14 protein-coding genes are annotated in these 16555 nt (G+C 72.8%); all 14 read right to left on the reverse strand.

The genetic code is table 11. From position 1 onward, the window contains the following. Positions 1-96: 96 nt before the first annotated feature. Genes K8Z61_RS14255 through K8Z61_RS14320 form a run of 14 tightly spaced genes read right to left on the reverse strand, consistent with a single transcriptional unit; the run spans position 97 to position 16536 of the window. Positions 97-1107 carry a polyprenyl synthetase family protein gene (locus tag K8Z61_RS14255; protein ID WP_224130549.1) on the reverse strand — a complete coding sequence of 337 codons (1011 nt, stop codon included), beginning with the start codon at positions 1105-1107 and terminating at the stop codon, positions 97-99. Next, a complete protein-coding gene (gene nuoN, locus K8Z61_RS14260) occupies positions 1104-2696 on the reverse strand; it encodes an NADH-quinone oxidoreductase subunit NuoN (RefSeq protein WP_224130550.1) in 1593 nt (530 codons plus the stop codon). Before nuoN ends, K8Z61_RS14255 begins: the two co-directional genes overlap by 4 nt. Further along, complete coding sequence (locus K8Z61_RS14265) at positions 2696-4288, reverse strand: NADH-quinone oxidoreductase subunit M (RefSeq protein ID WP_224130551.1); 1593 nt, start codon at positions 4286-4288, stop codon at positions 2696-2698. Before K8Z61_RS14265 ends, nuoN begins: the two co-directional genes overlap by 1 nt. Further along, positions 4285-6213: an NADH-quinone oxidoreductase subunit L gene (nuoL, locus tag K8Z61_RS14270; RefSeq protein ID WP_224130552.1), complete on the reverse strand. Its 1929-nt coding sequence runs from the start codon at positions 6211-6213 to the stop codon at positions 4285-4287. Before nuoL ends, K8Z61_RS14265 begins: the two co-directional genes overlap by 4 nt. Positions 6214-6229: 16 nt before the next feature. Further along, positions 6230-6535 (reverse strand): NADH-quinone oxidoreductase subunit NuoK, encoded by a 306-nt coding sequence (nuoK, locus tag K8Z61_RS14275; protein ID WP_224130553.1) that lies wholly within the window; start codon positions 6533-6535, stop codon positions 6230-6232. Continuing rightward, the gene (locus K8Z61_RS14280) at positions 6532-7320 is read right to left on the reverse strand and encodes an NADH-quinone oxidoreductase subunit J (protein ID WP_224130554.1); all 789 of its coding nucleotides are present in this window, start codon (positions 7318-7320) and stop codon (positions 6532-6534) included. Before K8Z61_RS14280 ends, nuoK begins: the two co-directional genes overlap by 4 nt. Further along, the gene (nuoI, locus tag K8Z61_RS14285; protein WP_224130555.1) at positions 7317-7982 is read right to left on the reverse strand and encodes an NADH-quinone oxidoreductase subunit NuoI; all 666 of its coding nucleotides are present in this window, start codon (positions 7980-7982) and stop codon (positions 7317-7319) included. Before nuoI ends, K8Z61_RS14280 begins: the two co-directional genes overlap by 4 nt. After that, complete coding sequence (gene nuoH / locus K8Z61_RS14290; RefSeq protein ID WP_224130556.1) at positions 7982-9367, reverse strand: NADH-quinone oxidoreductase subunit NuoH; 1386 nt, start codon at positions 9365-9367, stop codon at positions 7982-7984. The genes nuoI and nuoH overlap by 1 nt, the downstream gene beginning before the upstream one ends. Next, positions 9364-11775 carry an NADH-quinone oxidoreductase subunit G gene (locus K8Z61_RS14295; RefSeq protein WP_224130557.1) on the reverse strand — a complete coding sequence of 804 codons (2412 nt, stop codon included), beginning with the start codon at positions 11773-11775 and terminating at the stop codon, positions 9364-9366. The genes nuoH and K8Z61_RS14295 overlap by 4 nt, the downstream gene beginning before the upstream one ends. Then, positions 11772-13127 (reverse strand): NADH-quinone oxidoreductase subunit NuoF, encoded by a 1356-nt coding sequence (gene nuoF, locus K8Z61_RS14300; protein WP_224130558.1) that lies wholly within the window; start codon positions 13125-13127, stop codon positions 11772-11774. The genes K8Z61_RS14295 and nuoF overlap by 4 nt, the downstream gene beginning before the upstream one ends. Beyond that, complete coding sequence (nuoE, locus tag K8Z61_RS14305) at positions 13120-13884, reverse strand: NADH-quinone oxidoreductase subunit NuoE (RefSeq protein ID WP_224130559.1); 765 nt, start codon at positions 13882-13884, stop codon at positions 13120-13122. Before nuoE ends, nuoF begins: the two co-directional genes overlap by 8 nt. Continuing rightward, positions 13884-15248 (reverse strand): NADH-quinone oxidoreductase subunit D, encoded by a 1365-nt coding sequence (locus K8Z61_RS14310; protein WP_224130560.1) that lies wholly within the window; start codon positions 15246-15248, stop codon positions 13884-13886. The genes nuoE and K8Z61_RS14310 overlap by 1 nt, the downstream gene beginning before the upstream one ends. Next, complete coding sequence (locus K8Z61_RS14315; protein WP_224130561.1) at positions 15248-15985, reverse strand: NADH-quinone oxidoreductase subunit C; 738 nt, start codon at positions 15983-15985, stop codon at positions 15248-15250. The genes K8Z61_RS14310 and K8Z61_RS14315 overlap by 1 nt, the downstream gene beginning before the upstream one ends. After that, the gene (locus K8Z61_RS14320) at positions 15982-16536 is read right to left on the reverse strand and encodes an NADH-quinone oxidoreductase subunit B family protein (RefSeq protein WP_224130562.1); all 555 of its coding nucleotides are present in this window, start codon (positions 16534-16536) and stop codon (positions 15982-15984) included. The genes K8Z61_RS14315 and K8Z61_RS14320 overlap by 4 nt, the downstream gene beginning before the upstream one ends. Positions 16537-16555: the final 19 nt, after the last annotated feature.

Consider the following 16555-nt stretch of genomic DNA (forward strand, 5'->3'; position numbering starts at 1 on the left):
CGCGGGGTTCGACAGCACTACGCACCCCATATGTGGGGCGCATAGAGGGCGCGAACCCCGCGTTACAAGCGCGCGGGGCGAGCGGCGGGAAAACCCTCAGGCCGAGCGGACGGCGACCAGGTCGGCGAACGCCTCCAGCGCCTCGCGGGCCGGCCCGGCGGGCAGGACGTCGAGCAGCGCCTTGGCCTCCTGCGCCTGCGCGATGACGTAGGCGCGGGCCTCGTCGAGCGCGGGGTGCTTGCGGAGCAGGTCGAGGGCCTCGGCGTGCCGCTGGTCGTCGGCGAGGTCGCCGGCCAGCAGCTCGAGCAGCCGGGCGTCGGCGGGATCGGTGGAGGCCTTCGCCATCAGCACCGGCAGGGTCGGGACGCCCTCGCGCAGGTCGGTGCCGGGGGTCTTGCCGGACTCCTCGGAGTCCGAGGCGATGTCGAGGATGTCGTCGGAGAGCTGGAACGCCGAGCCGACGATCTCGCCGTACGCGGCCAGCGCCTCCTCGACCTCGGCGGACGCGCCGGAGAAGCGCGCGCCGTAGCGGGCGGAGGTGGCGATCAGCGAGCCGGTCTTGCCGGCGACGACCTCGAGGTAGTGGGCCAGCGGGTCCTCGCCGGGGCCGGGCTCGACGGTCTCGAGGATCTGCCCCTCGACGAGGCGGGTGAAGGTCTCGGCCTGGATGCGCACGGCGTCGGCGCCCAGCGTGGCGGTGAGCTCGGAGGAGCGGGCGAAGAGGAAGTCGCCAGTGAGGATCGCGACGAGGTTGTCGTAGCGGCTGTTCGCCGAGTCGGCCCCGCGCCGCAGCGCCGCCTCGTCCATGACGTCGTCGTGGTAGAGCGAGCCGAGGTGGGTGATCTCGACGACGCACGCCGCGGTGAGCACCTCGGCGGCGTCCGGACGCGGGCCGGCCTCGGCGGCCAGCAGCACCAGCAGCGGCCGGAACCGCTTGCCCCCGGCGGCCAGCAGGTGGCTCGCGGCCTCGGTGACGTAGGCCGTGCGGCCCTGCACGTGACCGGCCAGGAGCCGCTCGACCTCGGCCATCCGGGAGTGCAGCCGCTCGGCCAGCGCCTCGTCGGTGACGGGGAGTGCCAGGGCGGCGGACTGCGGGGAGGGGCTCACCTGATGAATTGTCCCGCATGGGCCGCGAGATCGAGAACCGGCCCAGGGACCAGACCGAGGACGACCGTGCCGGCCAGCCCGACGGCGATCGTCGCGGACGTCAGCGCCGACGGCCGGGTGACGGTGGCGACCTCGCCGACCGGCTCGGTGAAGAACATCAGCCGGATCTGCCGCACGTAGAAGAAGACCGCCACGATGCTCGACCCGATCGCCACGACCACCACCGGCCAGGCGCCCGCGGAGAGCGCCACGGTGAAGACCGCCCACTTGCCGACGAAGCCCGCGGTGAGCGGGATGCCGGCCATGGAGAGCAGGAAGAAGGCGAAGACGCCGGCCACCAGCGGCGAGCGGCGTCCGAGCCCCACCCAGCGGGCCGTCGAGCTCGCCTCGCCGGAGGCGTCGCGCACCAGGCTCACGAGCGCGAAGGCGCCGAGCATCGCGCAGCCGTAGGTCGCGAGGTAGAAGAGGACGGCCTGCACCGAGGTGACCTGCCCCGGCGCGAGGTCGGTGAGCGACTGCGCGCCGAGCACGCCGGTGAGCAGGAAGCCGGTGTGGGCGATGGAGGAGTACGCGAGCATCCGCTTGACGTCGGTCTGCACGACCGCGAGCACCGCCCCGACGACCATCGAGGCGATGGCGACGATCCAGAGCATCGGCTGCCACATCGACGGGTCGGCGCCGAACGCCACGTAGTAGAGCCGCAGGATCGCGCCGAACGCGGCGATCTTGGTGCCGGCCGACATGAAGGCGGTGACCGCCGTCGGAGCGCCCTGGTAGACGTCCGGCGTCCACGACTGGAACGGCACCGCCCCCACCTTGAACAGCAGCCCGACGCTCAGCAGCCCGATGCCGAGCAGCAGCAGGACGCGGTTGCCGGCGTCGTTGCGCACCGCCTGGTCGATGCCGGCGAACGTCATGGTGCCGGAGAAGCCGTAGACCAGCGCGACGCCGTAGAGGAAGAACGCGGAGGAGAACGCGCCGAGCAGGAAGTACTTCATCGCCGCCTCCTGGCTGAGCAGGCGACGCCGCCGCGCCAGGCCGCAGAGCAGGTAGAGCGGCAGGCTCAGCACCTCGAGGGCGACGAACATCATCAGCAGGTCGTTGGACGCCGGGAAGAGCAGCATGCCGCCGACCGCGAACATCAGCAGCGGGAAGACCTCGGTCTGCTCCAGGTGCTGCGTGCGGCGCTCGGCGTCGCTGCCGGGCAGCGCGGCGGCCTGGCCGGAGAAGGCCGAGACGCCGCCGTCGAGCCGCCGCTCGGCGAAGAGCAGCGCCCCGCCGAGCGCGAAGACCAGGATGAGCCCCCAGAAGAACAGCGTCGGGCCGTCGACGGCGATCGAGCCCTCCGCGGTGATCCGGCCGCGCGCCTGACCGCCGGGCAGCACCCCGCTGCGCGACGCGACGACGACCGTGCCGATGAGGGCGGCGACCAGGCCGGCGACGGCCAGCGCGAGCTGCGGCACGGCCCGGCGTCCGCGGGGCAGGAACGCCTCGAGGAGCACCCCGACGCAGGCGACGCCGAAGACGAGGAACACCGGCCACAGCTGGGCGTACTCGATGGTCGGCTTGACGAAGGCGGCGGGCTCCATCACTGCTCCTCGGGGGCGGCCGCGGGCTCCGCGGCGGGCTGGGTGACGGCGGGCGCGTCGTCCTGGACGCCCACGTGCGTCATCAGGTCGGCGACGTAGGGGTTGCTGGCCTCGAACAGCGGCCGCGGGTAGAGGCCCAGCCCGATCAGCAGGACGACGAGCGGCACGATCGCGGCCAGCTCGCGGGCGCCGAGGTCGAGGGTGCGCGCCGAGCCGGTGCTCCCGGCGTCCTCCGGCGGCGGGCCGGTCATCATCCGCTGGTAGGCCCACAGCACGTAGATCGCGGCCAGGACGATGCCCGAGACGGCCACCGCGCCGACCCACCAGTGCTGGTCGAAGGCCGCGATGATCACGAGCATCTCGGAGACGAACGGCGAGAGGCCGGGCAGGCTCAGCGTGGCCAGGCCGGCGATCAGCAGCATGCCGGCGAGCACCGGCGTCGCCGCCTCCATGCCGCCCATCTCGCTGATCCGCGTGGTGCCGCGGCGCCGGATCAGGTACCCGGCGACGAGGAACAGCGCGGCGGTGCCGATGCCGTGGTTGACCATGTAGAGGATCGAGCCGGAGCCGCCCTGGCTGGAGAAGGCGAAGATGCCGAGGGTGATGAACCCGAAGTGGCTCAGCGAGGTCAGGCCGATCAGCCGCAGCACGTCGTCCTGCCCGATCGCGAGCAGCGCGCCGTAGACGATCGAGACCAACGCGATCGTGACGACCACCGGCGTCGCCCACTGCGAGGCCTCCGGGAAGAGGCCCAGGCAGAAGCGGAGCATGCCGAAGGTGCCGATCTTGTCGAGCACGCACACCAGCAGGACGCTCGTGCCGGGCGTGGCCCGCTCGGTGGTGTCGGCCAGCCAGGTGTGCAGCGGGAAGAGCGGCGCCTTCACGGCGAAGGCGACGAAGAACGCGACGAACAGCCACCGCTCGGCGTCCTGGCCGAGGTCGAGCCGCTGCAGGTCGGAGATCAGGTAGCTCGGGGTGCCGGCCTGCGCCGAGACGACGTAGAGGCCGATGACGCCGCCGAGCAGCACCAGGCCGCCGCCGAGCTGGTACATGAGGAACTTCAGTGCCGCGAAGCCGCGGTCGCCGCGTCCGTAGGCGCCGATGAGGAAGTACGCCGGGATCAGCGTCGCCTCGAAGACCACGTAGAAGAGGAAGACGTCGGTGGCCAGGAAGACCGCCAGCGCGAGGCCCTCGAGCGCCAGGGCCCAGGCGACGAAGCCCGCCGTGCGCTGGCCGGTGGCCCCGGGCTCCTCCTCGACGTCGTGCCAGGAGGCGAGCAGGACGATCGGCACGAGGACGACGGTCAGCAGCACCAGCAGCAGTCCGAGGCCGTCGACCCCGAGGGCGTAGTGGACGCCGAGCGCGCCGATCCAGGAGTGGGTCTCGGCGAGCTGCATCCCGCCGCTCACCTCGTACTGCGCCGCGACCGCGACGCCGAGGACGAGGGTCAGCAGCGAGGCGCCGAGCCCGATCTGCTTCGAGCGCTGCGCCGCGGCGTCGCCGGACGCGGGCGCGAGGCGCGGGACGAGCGCGGCGGCGACCGCGCCCACCAGCGGGACGACGATCAGCAGGGTCAGCCAGGGCAGGCTCATGCGAGGTTCACCACCAGGAGCGCGACGAGCACGACGACCGAGCCGCCGAGGACGGAGGCCGCGTACGAGCGCACGTAGCCGTTCTGGACGCGGCGCAGCAGCAGCCCGATGCCGCCGACGAGACCGGGCCCGCCGGTGAGGACGCCGTCGACCGCGCGGTCGTCGGCGACGACCACCCCGCGCACGAGCCGGCGTCCGGGGCCGATGACGAGCGCCTCGTTGATCGCGTCGCCGTAGAGGTCGGCGCGCGCCGCGCGGGTGAGCGCGGAGACCTGCGTCGGCGCGACGTCCGGGATCGGACGCTGTCCCACCAGGCGCCAGGCCAGCGCGACGCCGGCGGCGACGACGAGCACCGCGATCGCGGTGACGGCGAGCGCCGGGATCGGCGGATGCTCCTCCGGCGCGGTGCCGACGACCGGGGCGAGCCAGTCGACGATCCAGTCGCCGGCCAGCAGCACGCCGCCCAGCACCGAGAGCGCGGCCAGCGCGACGAGCGGTCCGGTCATCACCCGCGGCGACTCGTGCGGATGCACGCCGGGACGCCACCGCTGCTCGCCGAGGAAGGTCATCAGCATCAGCCGGGTCATGTAGAAGCCGGTGACGCCGGCACCGAGCAGCGCGCACAGGCCGACGACCCAGCTGTCGGCCAGCGCGGTCTCGATGATCTTGTCCTTCGACCAGAACCCGGAGAAGCCCGGGAAGCCGATGATCGCCAGGTAGCCCATCGCGAAGGTCAGGAACGTGACGGGCATGGCGCCGCGCAGCGCGCCATAGTGGCGCATGTCGACGTCGTCGTCCGTGCCGTGCATCACCGAGCCGGCGCCGAGGAACATGTTGGCCTTGAAGAAGCCGTGGGTGATCAGGTGGAAGATCGCGAACGCGTAGCCCGCCACGCCCAGGCCGGCGCCGAGCATCATGTAGCCGATCTGGCTCATCGTGGAGCCGGCCAGGGCCTTCTTGATGTCGTCCTTCGCGCAGCCGATCGCCGCGCCCCACAGCAGGGTGACGGTGGCGACGACCACGACGACGGTCTGCGCGTCGGGGGCGCGCTCGAAGACGAAGTTCGAGCGGCACACCAGGTAGACGCCGGCGGTGACCATGGTGGCGGCGTGGATGAGCGCCGAGACCGGGGTCGGACCCTCCATCGCGTCGAGCAGCCACGCCTGCAGCGGCACCTGCGCGGACTTGCCGCACGCGCCGAGCAGCAGCAGGACGCCCAGCGTCGTCAGGGTGGCCTGGCTCGCGCCGGAGGCCAGCGCGCTGATCACCGTGAAGCTCGTGGAGCCGAAGGTGACGAACATCAGCGCGATGCCGAGGCTCAGGCCGATGTCGCCGACGCGGTTGATCACGAACGCCTTCTTCGCCGCCGCGGCCGCCGAGTGCTTGTGCTGCCAGAAGCCGATGAGCAGGTAGGACGCCAGACCGACGCCCTCCCAGCCGAGGAAGAGCACCAGGTAGTTCTCGGCGAGCACCAGCACGAGCATCGCCGCCACGAACAGGTTGAGGTAGGCGAAGAAGCGACGCCGCCGCGGGTCGTGGCTCATGTACCCGATCGAGTACACGTGGATCAGCGAGCCCACCCCGGTGATGAGCAGCAGGAACAGCGCCGAGAGCGGGTCGTAGAGCAGGTCGAGTCCGACGTCGAGGCGGCCGACCGAGATCCACTGCCACAGGTGCTGCGCGACCTGCCGCTCCCCCTCGTCGCGGCCGAGCAGGCTGACGAAGAGGACGAGCGAGACGACGAAGGAGCCGACCGCGGTGGCGGTGCCGAGCAGGTGGCCCCACGCGTCGGCGCGGCGGCCGAGCAGCAGCAGGACGGCCGCGCCGGCCAGCGGCAGCGCGATCACCAGCCACAGCAGCGCGAACGCGCCGTCGGCGGAGCCCGGTGCGACGACCGGGATCGGGGCTTCGGAGAGGTGGATCATGGCGGGCGCCTCCCGATCAGAGCTTCAGCAGGCTGGCGTCGTCGACCGACGCGGACCGGCGGGTGCGGAAGATGGTCATCAGGATCGCGAGCCCCACGACGACCTCGGCGGCCGCGACGACCATGACGAAGAACGCCGCCACCTGGCCCTCGAGGTTGCCGTGCTGGCGGGCGAAGGCCACCAGCGCGAGGTTGCAGGCGTTGAGCATCAGCTCGACGCACATGAACACCACGATCGCGTTGCGCCGCACCAGGACGCCGACGGCGCCGATGCTGAACAGGACGGCCGAGAGCGCGACGTAGGCGCTGGTCTGGTCGCTCATCGGGCCTCGCCCTCGCCGTCGTCGGGCCCGGCGGGCGCGTCGCCGAGGCTCGCGCGGATCGCCTCGATGTCGTCGGCCAGCGCCGGCGCCGAGCGGACGGTGCCGCGCGCGGCCAGCACCCGCGAGACCGAGAGCGCGGACGGGGTGCCGTCGGGCAGCAGGGCGGGGGTGTCGACGGCGTTGTGCCGCGCGAACGTGCCCGGCGCCGGCAGCGGCCCGAGGTGCGTGCCGTGCTCGGCGAAGTCGCGCACCCGCTGGGCCGCCAGCGACGCCTGGGTCTGCTTCGGCTCGGTGCGCTCGCGGTGCGCCAGCACCATCGCGCCGACGGCCGCGGTGATGATCAGCGCGCTGGTCACCTCGAAGGCCACGACGTAGCGGGAGAAGATCAGGTTCGCCAGGGCCTGGATGTTGCCGCCGGCGTTGGCGGCGTCCAGGCCGGTGGCCTGCCCCAGGCTGAGCTGGGCCGCGCTGATCAGCAGCACCGCGCCGAGCGCCAGCCCGCCGAGGCCGGCGGCGACCCGCTGGCCGCGGATGGTCTCGACGACGGAGTCGGAGGAGTCGACGCCGACGAGCATCAGCACGAACAGGAACAGCATGAGGATCGCGCCGGTGTAGACGATGATCTGCACGGCGAAGAGGAACGGCGCGTCGGCGGCCAGGTAGAGCACCGCGAGGCTGAGCATGACGACGGCCAGCAGCAGCGCGGCGTGCACCGGCTTGGGCACGACGAGGATGCCCAGCGCGGCGATCACCATGATCGGCGCGAGGATCCAGAAGGCGATCACGAGACACCCCCGTCGGACGCCGCCGCCACGGGAGACGCCGACGACGCCGACGACGACGCGGCGGCCGGCGTCGCGTGCAGCCGGCCCAGCGTCTCCTCCGGCGTCGCGGCGTAGGCGCCGCGGTAGTAGTCGCCCTCGTCGGAGCCGAGCCGCATCGGGTGCGGCGGCTGCTCCATGCCGGGCAGCAGCGGCGCCAGGAGGTCGGACTTCTCGTAGATCAGGTCGGTGCGGCTGTCGTCGGCCAGCTCGTACTCGTTGGTCATCGTCAGCGCGCGCGTGGGGCAGGCCTCGATGCACAGCCCGCACAGGATGCAGCGCAGGTAGTTGATCTGGTAGACGCGGCCGTAGCGCTCGCCGGGGCTGTAGCGCTCCTCCTCGGTGTTCTCCGCGCCCTCGACGTAGATGGCGTCGGCCGGGCAGGCCCAGGCGCACAGCTCGCAGCCGACGCACTTCTCCAGGCCGTCGGGCCAGCGGTTCAGCTGGTGACGCCCGTGGAAGCGCGGCGCGGTGGGCTGCTTCTCGAACGGGTACTGCTCGGTGACGACCTTCTTGAACATCGTCCGGAAGGTGACGCCGAACCCGGCGACGGGGTCCCACAGCTGCTCCTTGAGCGACGGGGTCTCCTCGGACCCTCCGGCCTGGGGGGACGGGACGTCGGCCATCACTGCTCCTCGCGGTTCGTGGCGGACGCGGCGCTCCGGGCGGGCCCGGAGGACGCGAAGGTGAGGGGGGCGGCGGCGCCGCGGACGGCACCGCCCGCCGGCATTGGCGGCACGGGGAACCCGCCGGCGCGCGCCGGTGCGGACGTCGGGGCGGCGGACTCCTCGGCGGCACCACGCGAGCCGGGCAGCACCCGGTCGCCCAGCAGCGCGACGACGAGCAGCACGGCGAGCACGACCGAGACGCCGACGACCACGCCGCGCTGGTCGAACCAGCCCTCGAGCCGGGCGACGCGCAGCGTCGCGACCGCGAACGTCCAGGCCAGCGCGATCGGGATCAGCCGCTTCCAGCCGAAGGCCATGAACTGGTCGTAGCGCAGCCGGGGCAGGGAGCCGCGCAGCCAGATGAAGAAGAAGATGAACAGCAGCACCTTGGCGAAGAACCACAGCACCGGCCAGTAGCCCTGGTTCGCGCCGGCCCAGACGCGGTCGAGCAGGAACGGCGCCTGCCAGCCGCCCAGGAAGAGCGTCGTCGCCAGCGCCGAGACGGTGGCCATGTTGACGTACTCGGCGAGGAAGAACAGCGCGAACTTGATCGAGCTGTACTCGGTGTGGAAGCCGCCGACCAGCTCGCCCTCGGCCTCGGGGAGGTCGAACGGCGCGCGGTTGGTCTCCCCCACCATCGCGATCACGTAGATGACGAAGGACGGCAGCAGGATGATCCCGAACCACACGTCGTCCTGCGCCGCGACGATCGCCGAGGTCGACATGGAGCCGGCGTAGATGAAGACCGCCACCAGCGCCAGGCCCATCGCGACCTCGTAGGAGATCATCTGGGCGCTCGAGCGCAGTCCGCCGAGCAGCGAGTAGGTGGAGCCGCTGGACCAGCCGCCGAGCACGATGCCGTAGATGCCGATCGAGGCGATCGCCATCACGAAGAGCACCGCCACGGGCATGTCGGTGAGCTGCAGCCGGGTGTAGGTGTCGGTGAAGGGGATGCGCACCTCGGGTCCGAAGGGGATCACCGAGAAGGTCACGAAGGCCGGCACCACCGAGAGGATCGGCGCGGTGACGAAGACGACGCGGTCGGCCGCCGTCGGGATGATGTCCTCCTTGAACATCAGCTTCGCGCCGTCCGCCAGCGACTGCAGCAGGCCGAAGGGGCCGTGCACGTTGGGGCCGATGCGGTGCTGCATGCGGGCCACGACCCGGCGCTCCCACCAGATGTTGAACAGGGTGAGCAGCACCAGGACGACGAAGACCAGCACCGCCTTGAGCAGCACGACCCACCAGGGGTCGCGGCCGAAGTCGGAGAGGTCGTCGGCGGCGCGGACGACGTCCGGCACGGCCAGCGGCAGGGCGGTGAGGCCCGTCAGGACGAGGCTCATCGGGAGGCTCCCTTCAGGGTGACCCGGCTGCCGGGCGAGGCGAGGTCGGCCCACACCCCGCGTCCGGACGAGCGGGTCGGCACCCAGACGACGTCGTCGGGCAGGCCGGGCTCGGCCTCCGCGGGCAGGGTGGTCGAGCCGCGGTCGCCGGTGAGCTCGACGTGCTCGCCGAGCGCGGCCAGCACGGTCGGCGAGACCCGCACGACGGCCGGCCGGGCGGTCGCGGCCAGGTGCTCGTCGCCGGCCTGCAGCGAGGCGTCGTCGAGCAGCTGGCGCCAGGTGGCCAGGGCGACGCCGGGCCGCTCGTCGCTCCCCGCGGCCGGCGCGGCGACCGGCTCGAGCGCGGGGCGGGCGCCGTCCCACGGGCCGAGCTCGGTCATCTCGCGGCGGACCTCCTCGACCGTGCGGAACCCCAGGCCCGGGCCGTGGCCCAGCGCCGCGAGCTCGTCGGCGATGCCGGCCAGCACCCGCAGGTCGGGCAGGGACGCCGGGTTCGCGAGCACCTGCTCGAACGGCCGCGGGCGGCCCTCCCAGGTGACGAACGTGCCGGCCCTGTCGGTGACCGGCGCGACGGGGAGCACGACGTCGGCGCGCCGCGTCACCTCGCTCTCGCGCAGCTCGAGGGAGACCAGGAACGGAACGGCGTCGAGCGCGGCGAGGAACGCGGCGGGGTCGGCGGTGTCGAGCGGGTCGACGCCGCCGACGAGCAACGCGCCGAGGTCGCCGGAGGCGGCCGCGGCGACGATCGCGTCGGCGTCGCGTCCGGGCTGCTCGGGCAGGTGGTCGACGCCCCAGCCGGTGGCGACGTCGACCCGCGCGCCGGCGTCGGCGACCGGACGTCCGCCGGGCAGCAGGGTCGGCAGGCAGCCGGCCTCGATCGCGCCGCGGTCGCCGGCACGGCGGGGCACCCAGGCGAGCCGGGCGCCGGTGCGCTCGACCAGCGCGGCGACGGCGGTCAGCGCACCGGGCGAGGTGGCGAGCCGCTCGCCGGCCAGCACGATCGCGCCCGCGGGCAGGTCGGCCAGCTCGGCGGCGGCGAGCGCCTCGGCCTCGCGACCGGGGATCGCGCGCACCAGGGTGGCGTCGAGCTTGCCGGAGCCGCGGGAGAGGAACGGCGCGACGGTCAACACCCGCAGGCCCGCGTGACGCACCGCGTCGCGCAGCCGCAGGAACAGCGTGCCGGCCTCGTCCTCGGGCTCCAGGCCGACGAGCACCACGGTGCCGGCGGTGGCGAGGTCGTCGTACTCGACCTCGCGGCGCAGGGCGACGTGGCTGGTCAGGAAGCCGGTCTCCTCGGCCGAGAGCGGCCGCGCCCGGAAGTCGACGTCGTGGGTGCCCAGGGAGACCCGCGCGAGCTTGGCGTAGGCGTAGGCGTCCTCCGCGGTGAGCCGACCGCCGGGCAGCACGCCGACGCCGCCGGCGCCGATCGCGGCCGCCAGCCCGCGCGCGGCCACCGCGAAGGCCTCCGGCCACGACGCGGGGCGCAGCTCGCCGTCCTCGCGGATGCGCGGGTAGGTGAGGCGGTCGGGCTGGGTGGCGTAGGCGAAGGCGAAGCGGTCCTTGTCGGTGATCCACTCCTGGTTGACGGCCGGGTCGTCGCCCGCGAGCCGGCGCATCACCCGGCCGCGCCGGTGGTCGACCCTGATCGCCGCGCCGCAGGCGTCGTGCTCGGCGACGCTCGGGGTCGAGACGAGGTCGAAGGGCCGCGAGCGGAACCGGTACGACTCCGACGTCAGCGCGCCGACGGGGCAGATCTGGATGGTGTTGCCGGCGAAGTAGGAGAGGAACGGGGCGTCCTCGGCGATGCCGATCTGCTGCCGCGCGCCGCGCTCGACCAGCGCGATGAACGGGTCGCCGGCGATCTCGGCGGCGAACCGCGTGCAGCGCTGGCACACGATGCAGCGCTCGCGGTCGAGCAGCACCTGCGGGCTGAGGTTGATCGGCTTCGGGAACGTGCGCTTGACGCCGCCGCCGGCCGCGAACCGGCTCTCGCCGCGCCCGTTGCTCATCGCCTGGTTCTGCAGCGGGCACTCGCCGCCCTTGTCGCAGACCGGGCAGTCGAGCGGGTGGTTGACCAGCAGCAGCTCCATGACGCCCTGCTGCGCCTTGTCGGCGACCTCGCTGGTGAGCTGGGTGCTCACGACCATGCCGTCGGCCACGGGCAGCGTGCACGACGCCTGCGGCTTGGGGAAGCCGCGGCCGTTGCCGGCGTCGGGCACGTCGACGAGGCACTGCCGGCACGCGCCCGCCGGGGCGAGCAGCGGGTGGTCGCAGAAGCGCGGGATCGCCACACCGATCTGCTCGGCCGCCCGGATGACGAGCGTGTCCTTCGGCACCTGCACCGAGACGCCGTCGATGGTGACGGTGACCAGCTCGACGTCCGCCCGGACCGGGTCGACGGCGGTCATCGTCCGGCTCCTGCACCGGCGCCCACGGGCGCGAACGCGGTGGACGCCGCCGGCGGGAACAGCTCGGTGGACGCGGTGTGCATGCCGGCCTCGAACTCCTCGCGGAAGTACCTGATGGCGGAGGTGATCGGGCTGGTCGCGCCGTCGCCGAGGGCGCAGAAGGAGCGGCCGAGGATGTTGTCGCACAGGTCGAGGAGCTGCTCGACGTCGCCCGGCTGGCCCTGGCCGCGGTCGAGCCGGGTGAGGATCTGCACCAGCCACCAGGTGCCCTCGCGGCACGGGGTGCACTTGCCGCACGACTCGTGCTTGTAGAACTCGGTCCAGCGCAGCACGCAGCGCACCACCGAGACCGTCTCGTCGAAGACCTGCAGCGCGCGGGTGCCGAGCATCGAGCCGGCCGCGCCGACGCCCTCGAAGTCGAGCGGGACGTCGAGGTGCTCGGCGGTGAGGATCGGGGTGGACGAGCCGCCCGGCGTCCAGAACTTCAGCCCGTGGCCGGCGCGGACCCCGCCCGCGAGGTCGATCAGCTCGCGCAGCGTGATGCCCAGCGGGGCCTCGTAGGCGCCCGGACGCTCGACGTGGCCGGAGAGGGAGAAGATGCCGAAGCCCTTCGACTTCTCGGTGCCGAGGGAGGAGAACCAGGCGGCGCCGCGGCCGATGATGGCCGGCACCGAGGCGATCGACTCGACGTTGTTGATCACCGTCGGGCTGGCGTAGAGGCCGGCGACGGCGGGGAACGGCGGCCGCAGGCGCGGCTGCCCGCGTCGACCCTCGAGACCCTCGAGCAGCGCGGTCTCCTCGCCGCAGATGTACGCCCCGGCGCCGGCGTGGACGACCACCTCGAGGTCGTAGCCCGAGCCGTGGATGTCGGAGCCGAGGTGGCCGGCCGCGTACGCCTCGGCGACCGCCGCCTGCACGCGTCGGATGACGTGCACGACCTCGCCGCGCACGTAGATGAACGCGCGGTGGGCGCGGATCGCGTAGGAGGCGATGACGACGCCCTCGACCAGCGTGTGCGGGCTGGCCATCATCAGCGGGATGTCCTTGCAGGTGCCCGGCTCGGACTCGTCGGCGTTGACCACGAGGTACTTCGGCTTGGGGTTGTCCTGCGGGATGAACGACCACTTCATGCCGGTCGGGAAGCCGGCCCCACCGCGTCCGCGCAGACCGGAGTCCTTCACCGCGGCGATGACGTCGTCGGGGGCCATGCCGAGCGCGACGTCGAGCGCCCGGTAGCCGCCCTTCCGCTCGTAGGCGGCGAGCGTCCAGGAGCGCTCGGCGTCCCAGGTGTCGGTGAGGACCGGGGTCAGGGGGCCCGCGGTGCCGACGTCGGTGGGGGTGGCGTCACTCATCGGTCTCCTCCTGCAGGGTCTCGGACTCCGCCCGCGCGGTGTCCGCCTCCTCCGCCGCCGCCAGGGCGGTCTCCGGCTGCCCGGCCGCGGACGACGGGCCGAGCGCCGCGGGCCCGTCGGGCGAGGGCGGCGCCGTCCATCCGCGCTCGCGGGCGATCGTCAGGCCGGCCAGGCTGGGGGCGCCGGCGGCCGGCCCCTCGTCGGCCCGGCCGTCGGGGAAGCCGGCCAGCACCCGCTCGGTCTCCTTCCACGTGCCCAGCCGCGGGCCGCGGGTGGAGTGCCGCTCGCGGCCCGCGCGCAGGTCGTCGACGAGCTCGACGGCCGACTCCGGGGTCTGCTGGTCGACGAACTCCCAGTTCACGGTCATGACCGGCGCGTAGTCGCAGGCCGCGTTGCACTCGATCCGCTCGAGGGTGACGCGACCGTCGGCGGTGGTCTCGTCGTTGCCGACGCCGAGGTGCTCGGAGAGCCGCTCGAAGATCGCGTCGCCGCCCATCACCGCGCACAGCGTGGTGGTGCACACGCCGACCAGGTGCTCGCCGACGGGACGCCGCTTGTACATCGTGTAGAAGGTCGCGACGCCGCTGACCTCGGCGGCGCTGATGCCGAGCACCTCGGCGCACGCCTCGATGCCCTCGGGGGTCACGCGGCCCTCCACCGACTGCACCAGGTGCAGCATCGGCAGCAGGCCCGAGCGGGCCTCGGGGTAGCGGGACGCGATCTCGCGCAGCTCGGCGATGGTGGTCTCGGGGAGCATCAGCGGTCCACGCCTCCCATGACGGGGTCGATGGAGGCGATCGCGACGATGACGTCGGCGACCATGCCGCCCTCGCTCATCACGCTCGTCGCCTGCAGGTTGGTGAAGGACGGGTCGCGGAAGTGCACCCGGTACGGCTTGGTGCCGCCGTCGGAGACGACGTGCGCCCCGAGCTCGCCGCGCGGCGACTCCACCGGGACGTACGCCTGCCCGGCCGGCACCCTGAAGCCCTCGGTGACCAGCTTGAAGTGGTGGATCAGGGCCTCCATCGACTCGCCCATGATGTGGCGGATGTGGTCGAGGCTGTTGCCCATGCCGTCCGAGCCGATCGCCAGCTGGCTGGGCCAGGCGATCTTGCGGTCGGCGACCATCACGGGGTCGCCCTCCATGCGCGCCAGCCGGTCGGTGGCCTGCTCGACGATGCGCAGCGACTCCCACATCTCCGCCAGGCGCACCCGGAAGCGGCCGTAGGAGTCGCAGGTGTCCCAGGTCTGGACGTCGAAGTCGTAGGTCTCGTAGCCGCAGTACGGCTGGGTCTTGCGCAGGTCCCACGGGTAGCCGGTGCTGCGCAGCACGGGGCCGGTGAGCCCGAGCGCCAGGCAGCCCTCGAGGTCGAGGTGGCCGACGCCCTCGAGGCGGCCCTTGAAGATCGGGTTGGCGTTGCAGAGCGCGGCGTACTCCGGCAGCCGCTCGCGCATCAGCGCGACGAACCCGCGGATCTCGTCGATCGCGCCCGGCGGGAGGTCCTGCGCGACGCCGCCGGGACGCACGAACGCGTGGTTCATCCGCAGGCCGGTGATCAGCTCGAAGAGGTCGAGCACCAGCTCGCGCTCGCGGAAGCCGATCGTCATGACCGTCAGCGCGCCGATCTCCATGCCGCCGGTCGCGATCGCGACCAGGTGCGAGGAGATGCGGTTGAGCTCCATCAGGAGCACGCGCATCGTCTGCGCCTTCTCCGGCACGTCGTCCTCGATGCCCAGCAGCCGCTCGACGCCGAGCACGTAGGTGGTCTCGTTGAAGAACGGCGAGAGGTAGTCCATGCGGGTGCAGAACGTGACGCCCTGCGTCCAGGTGCGGAACTCCATGTTCTTCTCGATGCCGGTGTGCAGGTAGCCGATGCCGCAGCGGGCCTCGGTGACCGTCTCGCCCTCGAGCTCCAGGATGAGCCGCAGCACGCCGTGGGTCGACGGGTGCTGGGGGCCCATGTTGACGACGACCCGGTCGTCCATCTCGTGGTCGAGCCCGGCGGCGATCGAGTCCCAGTCCTGGCCGGTGACGGTGAAGACGCGGCCCTCGCCGGTCTCGGACGTGCCGGCGTAGACGTCCTGGACGTCGTGGGCGGCGGGGTGATCGGTGGTGGACATCAGCTGTACGACCTCCGCTGGTCCGGGGGCGGCACGGTGCCGCCCTTGTACTCGACGGGGATGCCGCCGAGCGGGTAGTCCTTGCGCTGCGGGTGGCCGGGCCAGTCGTCCGGCATGAGGATGCGGGTGAGCGCCGGGTGGCCGTCGAAGACCAGCCCGAACATGTCGTAGGCCTCGCGCTCGTGCCAGTCGTGCGTCGGGTAGACCGAGACGGTCGACGGGACGTGCGGGTCGGCGTCGGGCGCGGTGGTCTCGACCCGGATCCGACGGTTGTGGGTCATCGAGAGCAGGTGGTAGACCGCGTGCAGCTCGCGTCCGGCGTCGCCCGGCAGGTGCACGGCGCTGACGCCGCTGGAGAGCTCGAAGCGCAGCGCGGGGTCGTCGCGCAGCAGCCGCAGGACGGCGACGAGGTCCTCGCGGCGCACGTGGAAGGTGATCTCGCCGCGGTCGACGACGACGCCGAGCACCGCGTGCTCGAGACCCTGCTCGCCGGTGCGTCGCTCCAGCACGTCGGCGACCTCGTCGAACCAGCCGCCGTAGGGCCGCGCGCTCGGCCGCGGCAGGGCGACGGTCGTGACCAGACCGCCGAAGCCGCTGGTGTCGCCGGTGCCGCGGGCGCCGAACAGGCCGTGCCGCTCGGCGACGACCCGCTGCTCGCCGGGCTGGGCCGGCAGCGTGCCGCTCGGCACCTGTCCGGCCTCGCCCGCCTGGCCGCCGGGGGACGTCTCGCCGCTCATCGCAGCAGGCCCTTCATCTCCGAGGTGGGCAGGGCGTTGAGGGCCGCGGTCTCCTCCGCCACGATCTCGGCGCGACGGTGGGCGCCGAGCTTGGTGTGCTGCACCTGGTCGTGGAGCTTGAGGATCGCGTCGATCAGCATCTCCGGACGCGGGGGACAGCCGGGCAGGTACATGTCGACCGGGACGACGTGGTCGACCCCCTGGACGATCGCGTAGTTGTTGAACATGCCGCCGGACGAGGCGCACACGCCCATGGCGAGCACCCACTTGGGGTCGGCCATCTGGTCGTAGATCTGCCGCAGGACCGGCGCCATCTTCTGGCTCACCCGGCCCGCGACGATCATCAGGTCGGCCTGCCGGGGGCTCGCCCGGAAGACCTCCATGCCGAACCGGGCGAGGTCGTACTTCGGGCCGCCGGTGGTCATCATCTCGATGGCGCAGCAGGCCAGGCCGAAGGTGGCCGGCCAGAAGGACGCCTTGCGCATGTAGCCGGCGAGTCCCTCGACCGTGGTGAGCAGCACGCCGCTCGGGAGCTTCTCCTCGAGGCCCATCGGTTCCTCCTGCTCGGGT

Origin of the sequence: Nocardioides sp. TRM66260-LWL, from assembly GCF_020075545.1 — a bacterium.
In the GTDB taxonomy this organism is placed as follows: domain Bacteria; phylum Actinomycetota; class Actinomycetes; order Propionibacteriales; family Nocardioidaceae; genus Nocardioides.

Excerpts from the sequence above, each read along its gene's own strand:
- nuoN (WP_224130550.1), bottom strand. The coding sequence starts at position 2,696 with ATGGAGCCCGCCGCCTTCGTCAAGCCGACCATCGAGTACGCCCAGCTG.
- K8Z61_RS14265 (WP_224130551.1), bottom strand. The coding sequence starts at position 4,288 with ATGAGCCTGCCCTGGCTGACCCTGCTGATCGTCGTCCCGCTGGTGGGC.
- nuoL (WP_224130552.1), bottom strand. The coding sequence starts at position 6,213 with ATGATCCACCTCTCCGAAGCCCCGATCCCGGTCGTCGCACCGGGCTCC.
- nuoK (WP_224130553.1), bottom strand. The coding sequence starts at position 6,535 with ATGAGCGACCAGACCAGCGCCTACGTCGCGCTCTCGGCCGTCCTGTTC.
- nuoI (WP_224130555.1), bottom strand. The coding sequence starts at position 7,982 with ATGGCCGACGTCCCGTCCCCCCAGGCCGGAGGGTCCGAGGAGACCCCG.
- nuoH (WP_224130556.1), bottom strand. The coding sequence starts at position 9,367 with ATGAGCCTCGTCCTGACGGGCCTCACCGCCCTGCCGCTGGCCGTGCCG.
- K8Z61_RS14295 (WP_224130557.1), bottom strand. The coding sequence starts at position 11,775 with ATGACCGCCGTCGACCCGGTCCGGGCGGACGTCGAGCTGGTCACCGTC.
- nuoF (WP_224130558.1), bottom strand. The coding sequence starts at position 13,127 with ATGAGTGACGCCACCCCCACCGACGTCGGCACCGCGGGCCCCCTGACC.
- nuoE (WP_224130559.1), bottom strand. The coding sequence starts at position 13,884 with ATGCTCCCCGAGACCACCATCGCCGAGCTGCGCGAGATCGCGTCCCGC.
- K8Z61_RS14310 (WP_224130560.1), bottom strand. The coding sequence starts at position 15,248 with ATGTCCACCACCGATCACCCCGCCGCCCACGACGTCCAGGACGTCTAC.
- K8Z61_RS14315 (WP_224130561.1), bottom strand. The coding sequence starts at position 15,985 with ATGAGCGGCGAGACGTCCCCCGGCGGCCAGGCGGGCGAGGCCGGACAG.
- K8Z61_RS14320 (WP_224130562.1), bottom strand. The coding sequence starts at position 16,536 with ATGGGCCTCGAGGAGAAGCTCCCGAGCGGCGTGCTGCTCACCACGGTC.